Source organism: Aquibacillus sediminis (genome assembly GCF_005870085.1).
GTDB classification, from domain to species: Bacteria; Bacillota; Bacilli; order Bacillales; family Amphibacillaceae; genus Aquibacillus_E; species Aquibacillus_E sediminis.
In genome coordinates, this window is sequence record NZ_SZNM01000008.1 from 85,746 (window position 1) to 98,962 (window position 13,217).

At 37.8% G+C, this 13,217-nt stretch carries 14 protein-coding genes and 1 riboswitch; of the genes, 11 read left to right on the forward strand and 3 right to left on the reverse strand.

Going from position 1 to position 13,217, the window contains the following annotated elements:
• Positions 1–36: 36 nt before the first annotated feature.
• Positions 37–366 carry a spore coat protein gene (locus tag FCI53_RS10265; RefSeq protein WP_138418490.1) on the reverse strand — a complete coding sequence of 110 codons (330 nt, stop codon included), beginning with the start codon at positions 364–366 and terminating at the stop codon, positions 37–39.
• 15 nt (positions 367–381) lie between these two features.
• Positions 382–651 (reverse strand): hypothetical protein, encoded by a 270-nt coding sequence (locus tag FCI53_RS10270; RefSeq protein ID WP_138418491.1) that lies wholly within the window; start codon positions 649–651, stop codon positions 382–384.
• A 232-nt stretch (positions 652–883) separates the two neighbouring features.
• Here FCI53_RS10270 and FCI53_RS10275 point away from each other — a divergent pair, with 232 nt between their 5' ends.
• From FCI53_RS10275 to FCI53_RS10310, 7 genes are all read left to right on the forward strand, one after another.
• Entirely contained in the window at positions 884–3,283 is a 2,400-nt protein-coding gene (locus FCI53_RS10275; RefSeq protein WP_138418493.1) for a 3-hydroxyacyl-CoA dehydrogenase/enoyl-CoA hydratase family protein, read from the forward strand.
• 27 nt (positions 3,284–3,310) lie between these two features.
• Positions 3,311–4,486, forward strand: coding sequence for an acetyl-CoA C-acetyltransferase (locus FCI53_RS10280; protein ID WP_138418495.1), 1,176 nt, complete (start codon positions 3,311–3,313; stop codon positions 4,484–4,486).
• A gap of 16 nt (positions 4,487–4,502) precedes the next feature.
• Entirely contained in the window at positions 4,503–6,287 is a 1,785-nt protein-coding gene (locus FCI53_RS10285; RefSeq protein WP_138418497.1) for an acyl-CoA dehydrogenase family protein, read from the forward strand.
• Between the two features lie 838 nt (positions 6,288–7,125).
• Positions 7,126–7,482, forward strand: coding sequence for an arsenate reductase family protein (locus FCI53_RS10295; protein WP_138418501.1), 357 nt, complete (start codon positions 7,126–7,128; stop codon positions 7,480–7,482).
• Positions 7,483–7,561: 79 nt separating this feature from the next.
• Positions 7,562–7,945, forward strand: a complete 384-nt coding sequence (gene gcvH, locus FCI53_RS10300) for a glycine cleavage system protein GcvH (protein WP_138418503.1) — start codon at positions 7,562–7,564, stop codon at positions 7,943–7,945.
• A gap of 326 nt (positions 7,946–8,271) precedes the next feature.
• Positions 8,272–8,622 carry a toprim domain-containing protein gene (locus FCI53_RS10305; protein WP_138418504.1) on the forward strand — a complete coding sequence of 117 codons (351 nt, stop codon included), beginning with the start codon at positions 8,272–8,274 and terminating at the stop codon, positions 8,620–8,622.
• Between the two features lie 38 nt (positions 8,623–8,660).
• Positions 8,661–8,981, forward strand: a complete 321-nt coding sequence (locus FCI53_RS10310; protein WP_138418506.1) for a thioredoxin family protein — start codon at positions 8,661–8,663, stop codon at positions 8,979–8,981.
• A gap of 3 nt (positions 8,982–8,984) precedes the next feature.
• Here FCI53_RS10310 and FCI53_RS10315 read toward each other — a convergent pair whose 3' ends face one another.
• Complete coding sequence (locus FCI53_RS10315) at positions 8,985–9,407, reverse strand: TlpA disulfide reductase family protein (RefSeq protein WP_138418508.1); 423 nt, start codon at positions 9,405–9,407, stop codon at positions 8,985–8,987.
• A 139-nt stretch (positions 9,408–9,546) separates the two neighbouring features.
• A riboswitch (SAM riboswitch) is annotated at positions 9,547–9,659 on the forward strand.
• An 82-nt stretch (positions 9,660–9,741) separates the two neighbouring features.
• Here FCI53_RS10315 and FCI53_RS10320 point away from each other — a divergent pair.
• The 4 genes from FCI53_RS10320 to FCI53_RS21435 all read left to right on the forward strand — a co-directional run bounded on the left by FCI53_RS10320 (position 9,742) and on the right by FCI53_RS21435 (position 12,826).
• A complete protein-coding gene (locus FCI53_RS10320; protein WP_138418510.1) occupies positions 9,742–10,770 on the forward strand; it encodes a methionine ABC transporter ATP-binding protein in 1,029 nt (342 codons plus the stop codon).
• 10 nt (positions 10,771–10,780) lie between these two features.
• On the forward strand, positions 10,781–11,449 hold the full coding sequence (locus FCI53_RS10325) for a methionine ABC transporter permease (protein WP_138418587.1): 669 nt from the start codon (positions 10,781–10,783) through the stop codon (positions 11,447–11,449).
• 101 nt (positions 11,450–11,550) lie between these two features.
• Positions 11,551–12,450, forward strand: coding sequence for a MetQ/NlpA family ABC transporter substrate-binding protein (locus FCI53_RS10330; protein ID WP_138418512.1), 900 nt, complete (start codon positions 11,551–11,553; stop codon positions 12,448–12,450).
• 235 nt (positions 12,451–12,685) lie between these two features.
• The gene (locus tag FCI53_RS21435; RefSeq protein ID WP_171038132.1) at positions 12,686–12,826 is read left to right on the forward strand and encodes a YuzK family famiily protein; all 141 of its coding nucleotides are present in this window, start codon (positions 12,686–12,688) and stop codon (positions 12,824–12,826) included.
• The last annotated feature ends 391 nt before the right edge of the window (positions 12,827–13,217 follow it).

Consider the following 13,217-nt stretch of genomic DNA (forward strand, 5'->3'; position numbering starts at 1 on the left):
AGTTTAATTGGAAGAACCAACTTCTGGTTCAGTATCTTAATGTAAAGGAAATTGATTAGTATAGCCACTGAATTGTTGATGTGCTTGCTGCAATTTCTGTTGATCAGCAGCTTCTAAAGAGTACCAACCATTCTTAAACATTAAGTTATACAGATTACGTTGACACTCTTGTGTTTCATTAAAAATGGTATTTAAATCTTGGTAAATTGCTTGGTTACTTGCTTCATTTAAAGCTGTAGAATAGGAGTCTGTCATATACTTTTCTGTCGTAAGCATATCATTGGCAAAATCACGATCATTCATTTGTGGCGTTTTAGGAACTTGAGTTTCAGGGTTCTGAATTTTATTATTTTGTTGTTGTGGCATGCTAATACTCCTTTCTTATTGCATCATTTGTGATTGTTGATTGTTATTGAGATGTTGCAAAATCATATTGTAATGTTTTTGATGCATTTGGCAAGCTTGTTCCAAAGCATTTTTTACTTCTGGTATTGTGCATTGTTGGGCGAAGAAGTGCGCTTTTTTCGTTGCATTTAAATTCCAAGAAAGCATGTCTGTTAGATACAATAAATCTTTGGAACTTACTTGATTGGGTGGTTGTGGCATCGGCTGTGCTTGATTCTGCCCCATAGGTTGGTTTTGTTGTTGCATGTTAGCTTCCTCCTTTTTTTCAAATTCGTTTATACATTTCCCTAATTAATAAATCATATGCTAGCATAAAGGGAGTCAAACAGGCGGGAGGAAAAATTATAGTGAAATACATAATAAATATTGCGAAAAATCAGAAATTATTTTATAGTTAAATTAGTGAGATCAGACATCTTTCTTTTTTTAGTCGATAAAATGAATGATTATTCATTCAACACTGATTGGGGGAAATGGGATGACGCGACAAATAAAGCGGGCCGCGATTATTGGTTCAGGTGTAATGGGAGCTGGAATAGCAGCTCACCTCGCTAATGTTGGCATATCGACGATCATGCTTGATATTGTGCCAGATGAGCCGACAGATCAAGAAAAAAGAAAAGGATTAACATTACAAGATAAAGTTGTGCGTAACCGGTTAAGTGCAAGAAGTAAAAAGCAACTAACAAAGCAAAAACCATCACCAATAACAAGTAAAAACAGTTTAGATTTAATAGAAGTTGGTAACTTAGAAGACGATGTGGATGAGTTAAGGTCAGTAGATTGGATTATCGAAGTGGTTGTAGAAAATCTAGAAATTAAACAGAAAGTATTGTCGACCGTTGATCATTATCGTAAGGATGCTAGTGTTGTTAGTTCGAATACATCGGGTATTTCAATTGAACAAATGGCAAAGCATCGTTCAGAGGATTTCCGTAAACATTTTTTAGGTACACACTTTTTTAATCCGCCAAGATACCTTAAATTATTAGAAATAATTCCAACGAAATGGACGGATCAACAGGTTGTAGAAGAAATGAAACAAATTGGCGAAGATGTACTTGGTAAAGGTGTTGTCGAAGCGAAGGATACACCTAACTTTATTGCCAATCGGATTGGTACTTATGGTTTATTAGTGACCGTTAAAGAAATGCTTGAGCAAGGATTTAGTGTGGGGGAAGTTGATTCTGTTACAGGTCCATTAATAGGAAGACCTAAGAGTGCAACATTTCGTACATTGGATGTCGTTGGATTAGATACGTTTATTCATGTTGCACATAATGTCTATCACCAAGTAGAAGGTAACGAACAAGACGTATTTGAGATACCAAAGTTTATGGAAAAAATGCTTAATCTTAAATGGTTAGGCGCAAAGTCAGGTCAAGGTTTCTACTATAAGAAAAAGACTAATAAAGGAAGCGTCATCTCTGAATTAAATCCAGTCACACTTGAATACCAAGAACGAAAATCGCTCAAAACGAAAGCAACTGAACTAGCAAAGGAAGAAAAAGGGTCAAAAAGAAAAATGAAAACGCTTTTATCGGTTGAAGGGGATAAGGCTAGTGATTTTGTTTGGTCTGTCATCAAACCTGTATTACTATATTCAGCTGAATTAGTTGGCGAAATTGCTGACGATATTGTAGCGATTGATCAAGCAATGCGTTGGGGGTTCGGCTGGGAATTAGGTCCATTTGAAATGTGGGATGCAATCGGATTGAAGGATGCAGTTTACCGAATGGAAAAGGACGAAGAAAACATTCCATCATGGATAAAATCAATGGTAGCCAATGATTATGATAGCTTTTATAAACAAGAGAATGGGGTAGTATCTTTTTATAATGATGGTGACTATCAAACACTAAAAGTCAATAAAAAGGAAATCAAGTTAGCTTTACGCAAGCAACAAAATCATGTGATTAAAAAGAATACTGGTGCGAGTTTAATTGATTTAGGAGATGGGATTGCCTGTCTTGAATTTCAATCCAAAAGCAATGCGATCGGCATGGATATTATTCAAATGATCAACCAATCGATAGAGGAGGTAAATCAAAACTATCGTGGACTTGTCATTGGGAACCAAGGTAAAAACTTTTGTGTTGGTGCCAATCTTGCCATGATGTTGATGTCTGCACAAGAAGGTGATTTTTTTGAAATAGATCTTGTCGTACAACAATTCCAAAAAGCCATGATGAATATTAAGTATTCAGAAAAGCCAGTTGTTGTCGCACCATTTGGTATGACCCTTGGTGGAGGAGCGGAAGTTAGTTTACCAGCTAGTTCAATTCAAGCAGCACAAGAAACGTATCTAGGTTTAGTTGAGTTTGGGGTTGGACTTATCCCAGGTGGTGGTGGCAATAAAGAGTTGTACTTAAAACAAATTCGTAATCTTCCTAATGGGGTAGACCTTGACCTCCATAAAATTACTAACACTGTATTTGAAACAATTGCAATGGCGAAAGTATCTACCTCTGCGCAGGAAGCAGTTGAAAATGGCTACTTAAATAAGCAGGATGGAATAAGCGTGAATCAAGATCATCTCCTGTTTGATGCCAAACAAAAAGCAATTGCCTTAAGCACTGCTGGCTATCAAGCACCACAACGCGAAAAAGTTCCAGTTGTTGGTGAAGCAGGATATGCAGCAATGTTACTTGGTGCTAAGTCATTAGCTATTGGCCGTTATGCATCGGAACATGATTTGAAAATAGCGGAAAAGTTAGCTTTTGTATTAGCAGGTGGTCGTGTGAAAGAAGGGGCTTTGGTTGATGAGCAGTACTTATTAGATTTAGAAAGAGAAGCATTTCTAAGTTTAATAGGGGAACGAAAAACACAAGAACGGATGCAACACATGTTGGTAAAAGGGAAAGCCTTACGTAATTAAGTTCAGGGATAATGAGGGGGAAGCAATGTGAAGGAAGCTGTGATCGTTGCTGGTGCACGTACACCAGTAGGTAAAGCAAAAAAGGGGTCGCTTGCACATGTTCGTCCGGATGATTTAGCTGCTCGCACGATCGAGGCAACATTGAAGCGAGCAGGGGATTATCAAGGCAATATTGATGATGTGATTATTGGTTGTGCGATGCCTGAAGCAGAGCAAGGTATGAATATGGCGAGAAATATTGCCGGTTTGGCAGGATTGCCAATCAATGTTCCTGGGATTACCATCAATCGTTATTGTTCCTCAGGTTTACAAAGCATTGCCTATGCAGCTGAGCGCATTATGTTGGGTCAAGGGGATGCGATCATTGCAGGTGGCGCGGAATCAATGAGTTTAATTCCAATGGGAGGCCATGTGATTAAACCGAATTTGGAGTTGGTTCAACATGCTCCGGGTTATTATATGTCAATGGGACATACAGCTGAAGAAGTAGCAGCTCGTTTTGACATCTCAAGACAAGAGCAAGATGCATTTGCTGCTAGAAGTCATCAAAGGGCAGCTAAAGCATTGGGAGCAGGGAAGTTTTCAGATGAGATTGTATCGATTAAGGTGACAGATCGACAAGTGGGAAAAGATAATAAATTGGAAGAAACAACAAAACTGTTCGCAAAAGATGAGGGTGTAAGACCAGAGACGACAGAAGAGGTTTTGAGCCAATTAAAACCTGCATTTACAAATGGAGGTACCGTGACTGCTGGTAACTCCTCACAGATGAGTGATGGAGCTGCATCTGTCCTTGTGATGGAACATGAAAAAGCAAAAGCAGAAGGTTTAACCCCGTTAGTAAAATTCCGTTCCTTCGCTGTTGCAGGTGTTGAGCCAGAAATTATGGGTGTTGGCCCAGTTGAAGCTATTCCAAAAGCATTAGATCTTGCGGGATTAGAAATAGGGGATATCGATTTATTCGAGTTAAATGAAGCATTCGCAGCGCAAGCCATTCGAGTAATTCAAGCACTAGAATTAGATGAAGACAAAGTAAATGTCAATGGTGGCGCTATTGCATTAGGCCATCCGTTAGGTTGTACTGGAACGAAATTAACATTAAGTCTCATCCATGAAATGAAACGACAGAATCAACAATTTGGTGTGGTAACGATGTGTATCGGTGGCGGCATGGGTGCTGCTGGTGTGTTTGAACTACTATAAGGGGAGGATGAAGAAAATGAGTGATATTCAAGAAAAAGTGTTTAAAGGTGGCTCTTTTATTACGGAGGACGTACTTCCTGAGGATATCATAACACCAGAAGATTTAACCGATGAACATGAAATGATCGCAAAGACAACAGAAGACTTTGTTGAAGGGGAAGTTTTACCAAAAATGGATCAGTTGGAAAATCAACAATTCGACTATGCTGTAGACTTATTAAAGCAAGCAGGCGAATTAGGGTTACTTGGTGTTGATGTCCCCGAAGAATACGGTGGACTAGGTTTAGATAAGATTAGTTCTGCGCTAATAGCTGAAAAATTTGCTCTGGCGGGTGGTTTTTCTGTTTCATATGGGGGCCATGTAGGGATTGGCTCTTTACCAATCGTCTTTTTCGGTAATCAACAGCAAAAGCAAAAGTATCTACCACCTTTAGCAACAGGGGAGAAGCTGGCTGCCTATGCGTTAACAGAGCCGGGATCTGGTTCCGATGCACTTGGAGCGAAAACTTCTGCAAAACTTAATGAAGCGGGAACTCATTACATTTTAAACGGAGAAAAACAATGGATTACTAACTCTGCTTTTGCTGATGTGTTTATCGTTTATGCACAAATTGATGGGGATAAATTCACAGCTTTTATTGTAGAACGAGATTTTCCAGGAGTTTCGACAGGACCAGAAGAGAAGAAAATGGGATTAAAGAGTTCCTCCACACGCACCTTGATTTTGGAAGATACCGAAGTTCCTGTTGAAAATGTACTGGGTGAAGTTGGTCGCGGGCATATCATTGCATTCAATATTTTAAATGTCGGTCGGTATAAATTAGCAATTGGAGGGGTCGGCGCTTCAAAACGTGGCATAGAACTATCTGCTTCCTATGCGAATGAACGAAAACAATTTAACACTCCAATTGCCAATTTTTCATTAATCCAAGAAAAATTAGCTACGATGGCGACACATACTTATGCAAATGAGAGTGCCGTTTACCGTACTGTTGGCTTATTTGAACAACGGATGGGCAAATTAACACAAGAACAATTAAACGATGGAAGTGAAGTGGCCAAGGCGATTGCAGAATATCAAATCGAATGCTCGATTACGAAAGTATTCGGTTCCGAATTAATGGATTATGTAGTAGATGAAGCTGTACAAATTCATGGTGGATATGGCTTTATGCAAGAATATGAAGTGGAACGCATGTACCGTGATTCTAGGGTTCAGCGGATTTTTGAAGGGACAAATGAAATTAATCGTTTGCTAATCCCTGGCTCATTGATGAAAAAGGCAATGAAAGGAGAATTGCCACTTTTACAAAAGGCACAGAATCTACAGGAAGAGTTAATGATGTTAATGCCAGAAGAAGTTGGGACGAAAACATTAGAGCAAGAAAAATATTTATTGAAAAATGCTAAAAAGATTGGTTTGTTGGCAGCAGGATTAGCCGCTCAGAAATATGGGGAAAAGCTTAAACAAGAGCAAGAGTTACTGGCAAATATTGCTGATATTGTATCCGAAATATATAATATCGAATCAGCAATTTTACGGACGGAAAAAGCAATCGCTAAAACAGGAGAAGCTAAAAATCAACAGAAAATCTTATATACAGAAGTGTATGTAGAAGAAGCGTTTAATCGTATTGAAGCAGATGCAAAGGAAACGATCATAGCTAGTGAATCCGGTGACACACTACGAATTACCTTATCTGCTATGCGTAAATTAACAAGACATGACCCAACTAATGTGATAGCGAAAAAACGTGAAATTGCTAAGACAATTCTCCAAGAAGAAAAGTATACAGTGTAAATGCCAAAACCTTACCGGCCAATGGCGGTAAGGTTTTTAAACAAGATGTATTAATTTTACTGCACATAAGCTGTATTATGTGCAGTAACTATACTAAATTTACTTTATAGCATTCTGATTGAAATAAGTTCGAATATATCGTTCCGGCAGAATACTACGCTTTCCATGGGCACGGCCTCGGGCCAACAGGATGTTGGTCATGCAGGCGTTGCCACAGGACGTGGCGATCTTAGCCTACGTTCCTTAGTCCACGGGTGGATCTTCAGCTCGTGCTGCTCCCATAGGACAAGGAAGGCTGCGGCAGCGATACATCGCACGAAGAAAATTGGTCTTTATTTTCGAGGAGTCTCCGTATTCTACCTCCACTAAATTAAGTATTCTGATTAGAGTACTAGATGCAATACTCTATAAATTCAAAATAATGAGTTTCCTGTAAAGTTTTATTACATGGCAATTAACATAAAAAGATACACTATATTATTTTTATTAAGCAATACACTATAAAACTTCAGAGTACTGGAAAAAGCGGAGGAAATACACCGGAGACTCCTGTGGGAGGAATGGCCTAGATGAGACCCCGCAGTGAGGGACGAACGAGGAGGCTCATCAGCCACCCACGGAAAGCGTAGGTGTATTTCCGTAGCGCTGTTCAACAGCTGCCAATATTAAGAATGGCAAAAGGTCATCATTTAATGCACATAATACAGCTTATGTTCAGAGATTCTCATTTGAAAATCATTTTATTCATTTAGGTAATGAGGAACTATTTTTATTGAGCGTCAAATTAAACAAACAGATAAGAGTATGATAAAATTCGGTAAAAAGGAGGTTGTCTGTTGTGACATTAGCTTTTTATTGGTATCCTAAATGTGGAACATGTAAAAAGGCGAAGAAATGGTTGGATGAGCAAGAAATTTCTTATGAAACAATACATATAGTCGACAATCCACCAACAATAGAACAATTACAAACATTTATAGAAAAAAGTGGTTTGCCAATTAAAAAATTCTTCAACACTAGTGGTAAAAAGTACAGAGAATTAGGCTTGAAGGACAAACTAAATGAAGCAACTGATGAGCAAAAGATTGATTGGTTAGCGTCAGATGGAATGCTTTTAAAAAGACCAATTGTAACAGATGGAGATCACGTTACAGTAGGATTTAAAGAAGAAGAATTTGAACAAACATGGAAGTGAATTCGGCAAAATAAAAGCGACATGCTTTTATAGTAATACAAGCAATGTGAAATAATTATACATATTGGAGGTACATAAAATGAATTTACCAGAGGACTTGCGTTATTCAGAGGAACACGAATGGGTAAAAGTAGAAGGTGATAAGGTACGTATTGGTATTACCGATCACGCACAGGATGAATTAGGTGACATTGTCTTTGTTGAACTTCCTGAAGTAGGGGATGAACTTGCAGTAGACGATCCATTTGGTAGTGTAGAATCAGTTAAGACAGTATCTGAACTATATGCCCCAATCAGTGGCAAAGTTGTCGAAGTGAATGAAGAATTGGATGATAGCCCAGAATATGTTAATGAATCTCCATATGAAAAAGCTTGGATGGTTGTGGTAGAACCAAGTGATTCTTCTCAAATCGATAAATTAATGACAGCCGCTAACTATCAAGCTATGCTTGAAGAAGACTAATTATAGGGGAAAAGCATATTACTGAGAGTAGTTGTGCATGAAACATAAACAATTAAATAGAATATAATAGAAGTACAATTTAATCCCTTGTTACCAAAAGTAGTGACAAGGGTTTCTTATTATATTCATTTTGTCTAATCATCTTGGCTAATTATATTTATGCCCGGTGCATCCGTCTGTTACCTCTCCCTTTAAAAGAAAACTAATAATGTTTAAAAGGGAGTAAACGGACGCTAACACTGTGGTTTAGCTACAATCAGTGAGGAAAAGATAAAAATCACCACTGAATTGGAGTTTCACTTTATAGTTAAAAGCAGGTGGTCGGTATGACGGAACTTGAAAAAGTAATTATTGTTGAGGGGCGTACAGACAAGAAACAAATCGAGAAAGTGCTTAATGAACAAATTGAAATTGTTTGTACGAATGGGACCTTAGGAATTGAGAAACTTGATCAATTACTGATTGATTATGATTTAGATAATAAGGACGTATTTATTTTAGTGGATGAAGATAGCGCAGGCCAAAAATTACGAAAACAACTTTCGATGGAATTACCACATGCTGAGCATATTTATATTGATAAGACGTTTAGAGAGGTAGCAGCTACCCCAGAATCTGAATTAGCTATTGCGTTGATCAGTAGACATATTGATGTCAACCCAATCTTCTTGGCATGAAAAATTTGATAACAGATTGGGGAGGGTAAGGGTGAACAATGAAAGAAATCCAAACAAATGAAGAATTAAGTGAAAAAATAAATAAGGATGAAGTGTGTATCTTCATCCATAGTCCTTTTTGTGGGACATGCCATTTGGCTCGAAAAATGCTACATACAATAGAAGTGATGTGTGGAAAAGAAATCGTGCACGAATTGAGCGCACCTTATTTTCCACAATTTATGCAAACCTATAAAGTGACAAGTGTTCCTTGTTTAATGATCGCAAAACAAGGGAAAGTGGTTGAGATGGTGTATGCATTTCAATCTGTTCCATTTTTACATGGTAAATTGTCAGATCTAATTGGGGGTTCAACCTAACCGTTAAGAATCTCCTACTAATGTTCCTACAGATGTAACAATTTCCAAGAATTTAGCATTATCGCCAAATTGGTCATGAATATCCCCGTTTTGATTAATGATAACGGTCGTTGGTACCCCTTTGCATTGATAGTTTTCATAAATCTCGGTACCACGATCAGCAAGAGTGGGTTGAGATAAGTATTTCTCTGTATAAGCAGGTCCTGCTGATTGATCTCTTTCTCTTCCTGTGACATTAATGGTGATCATTCTAACTTTCGTTGTGTCCATTGACTGAAATAATTGTTCCTTTTTGGGTAAGTCGTGGCCACAATCTGGACACCAAGACGCCCAAAAGGTAAGAACAATAACTTTGCCAATATCATCTTGTAAATGGTATATACCATTATTGTTTATGTAGGGTAAAGAAAACATTGGTGCTTTCATCGGATCACTCCATTTCGATATGATTCTCGAGTTATCATAACATATTACGCATGAGACTATAAATGCGAAGATTATAGTTGACAACTTATTATTGCCATGCTAGAATTCTCTTATTATTAAATGAATAACGTGATTGAATCTCTTATCAAGAGTGGTGGAGGGACTGGCCCGATGAAACCCGGCAACCGTCAAACAATACGTTTGAAAAGGTGCCAATTCCTGCGAAGCACAGATGGCTTTGATGGATGAGAGAACAAGAAAGAATAACCCTAAGCGTCTTTCTGTTCTCATGAACAGAAAGACGCTTTTTATTTGAACTAAAGGAGTGACAACAATGATTTCGATTAAAAACCTATCAAAGGTTTTTTCGACGAAGACTTCGGATATCCATGCGGTAAAAAACTTAGATCTTGAAATAAATAGTGGCGAAATATTTGGTGTGATTGGTTATAGTGGTGCTGGGAAAAGTACCTTTATCCGTTTGATTAATAGATTAGAAGACCCAACATCTGGCCAAGTTGAAATTAATGGAGAAGACATTACGAAGTTAGATAAAAACAAACTCCGTATCTCACGACAAGAAATAGGAATGATTTTCCAGCACTTTAACTTGCTTTGGTCACGAACAATTAGAGAAAATATTGCTTTTCCACTTGAAATAGCTGGTATTCCAAAAGCGGAGCGGTTAGAAAAAGTGGACGAGCTGATTGAATTGGTTGGCTTAGCTGGTAGAGAAAATGCTTATCCATCGGAGTTAAGTGGTGGACAAAAGCAACGAGTTGGGATTGCGCGAGCACTTGCGAATGATCCTAAAGTATTGCTTTGTGATGAAGCGACGTCTGCTTTAGACCCTGAAACAACGGACTCGATTCTTGATTTGTTGGTCGATATTAATGAAAAATTAGGATTAACTATTATTTTAATTACTCATGAAATGCATGTAATCCGCAAAATTTGTCACCGTGTAGCTGTCATGGAGGAAGGAAAAGTTGTAGAACAAGGCGATGTGTTAGATGTCTTCTTACATCCTAAAAAAGCTGTGACGAAGAAATTTGTGGAACAAGTAATGGGCGATCAAACTCAGGATGATTCGTTAGAGGTCATCACAAGCACTTATACGTCAGGGAAAATTTTACGACTTCATTTCGTTGGTGAATTGACAAATCAAGCATTAATAAGTCAAGTAGCAAGACAGTTAAATATGGAAATTAGTATTTTACAAGGAAAAGTCACGCAGACTCAAAAAGGCGCCTATGGTTCATTAGTTGTTCATATAGATGGGACTCCAGAAGAAATGGAACGTGCTATTGACTATATTACCTCAACGTCTGTAAGAGTGGAGGTGTTGGATAGTGCTAGATAACATGCAAACAATTGTAAATCAATGGTTTCCTAATGTTGACCTGGAAGACTTATGGATCGCAACGGGTGAAACATTTTATATGACATTACTTTCATTAGTAGGTACTTTTATATTAGGAATTTTATTAGGGTTGCTTTTATACCTAACAGCTCGTGGTGGAATTTGGCAAAACAAAACGTTTAATTTCATTGTTGCTACAATAGTTAACGTATTCCGGGCAATTCCGTTTATCATTTTAATATTATTACTATTTCCTTTTACAGACTTCATTGTCGGAACGATTAGAGGACCAAATGCTGCGTTGCCAGCGTTAATTATTGGTTCAGCACCATTTTATGGTAGATTAGTTGAAATTGCATTAAGGGAAGTGGACAAAGGTGTGATTGAGGCAGCTAAATCAATGGGGGCAAAAACAAGTACCATTATCTTTAAAGTGTTATTGCCTGAATCGATGCCGGCACTCATCTCGGGAATTACGGTCACAGCAATTGCGTTAATTGGTTATACCGCTGTAGCTGGTGTAATCGGTGCTGGAGGACTTGGAGACTTTGCCTACTTTTATGGTTTTACTCGTCGTGATTTTGATGTTGTATTTGTTTGTACCGTTTTAATTGTACTCATTGTATTTTTATTTCAATTCATTGGCGATACGATATCTAACAAACTTGATAAAAGATAGTTTTTAATAGGATAGTAATTTGCCTTTATTTATGACAGCATAAAACAAACCATAAATGGGCAAATGAATATAAAAAAATAAAAAAAAGGGGAGCAATCAAAATGAAAAAATGGTTAGTATTAATCGCAGCATTATTTATTGTTGTACTAGCAGCTTGTGGAACTGCCAACGAGGAGACAGAAACAGACGAAAACAACAACACCTCAGAGTCTGAAGCGCCAGCAGATGAAAACACTGAGGGTAGTTCAGAAGGTGAGGAATTAACTGAGATTTTAGTTGGAGCAACGAGTACACCGCATGCTGAAGTATTAGAAGAAGCAAAACCTTTATTAGAAGAGGAAGGTATTTCCTTAACAATTGAACCATATCAAGAGTTCGTCCTGCCAAACCAAGATTTAGAGGATGAAAGAATTGATGCAAACTATTTCCAACATATTCCATTTTTCGAATCTGAAGTGGAAGAGAAAGGATACGATCTTGTCAATTTAGGTGACATTCATATTGAACCGATGGGAGTATACTCTCAAAATATTGAAAATATTGATGACATTCCTGAGGGAACAGAAGTACTAATTAGTCGTAATGTTCCTGACCATGGTAGGATCCTTGCATTATTTGAATCACAAGGTTTAATCAAATTGGATGAAGAGGTAGACAAGCAAACAGCGACAACTGATGATATTGTAGAAAATCCATTAAACCTAACATTCCACCCAGATTTTGATCCTGCATTTATTATTGAAGGATATGAAAAGGAAGAGGACGCATTAGTAGCGATTAACACAAACTATGCACTTGAAGCTGACCTAACTCCTGTTAATGATGCGTTGTTCTATGAAGGAGACGACTCTGTTTACTTTAATATTGTTGCAGCTCGTGCGGAAGATAAAGATAATGAAGCACTAAATACGTTAGTGGAAGTACTTCAATCTGAAGAGATTCAAACTTTCATTAGTGAAACATACAACGGAGCAGTAGTTCCTGTCGGTGGAGTCGAATAAAATAAGAGTGATGTTGTTAGAAAACCTAACAATTTGAAGGAAAATTTGAATAATTCTACCAAAAGGCAATGGTATGTTTGTTAGAAGAGAACATACTGGAAATTATCCTTTCTCAGTACAATAAATTGCTTTTGTCGAAAGATCCATCCTTTGCTATAATTTTCAATGTAAATATAGAAAGGATGGATTTATTATCAGTTCAAATGTTAACTATACTGCGGAAATGGAAAAAGCGATGTATCAGTCTCATGGAATGGCATTCGCTGAATATAGTCGAAAACTTACCAACCGTTTACAAGTTGAGCAAGAACGGGAAAAGAATTATTTTGAAAGTCGACAAGTTGGACATGAAATGAAACGCTTAGCGCATCGTTAATAATTGAATTTCAATATAAAACCCTTTACCATACGGTGGTAAGGGGTTTTGTATTTAATGATGGCTAAACACTTAATTCCACCATACCCATTAGTGTTTTTATTTGCATATAAGTTGTATTATATGCATTAACTTTGCCTTCTTTCATTCTGATTGAAATAAGTGTAATACTTTCGCTACGGCAGAATACTCCGCTTTCCATGGGCACGGCCTCGGGCCAACAGGATGTTGGTCACGCAGGCGTTGCCACAGGATGTGGCGACCTTAGCCTGTGTTCCTATATTCACTGCGGGATCTTCACCTCGTGCTGTTCCCATAGGACAGGGAAGGCTTCGGCAGCGATACATCGCACGAAGGAAATTGGTCTTTATTTTCGAGGAGTCTCCGTATT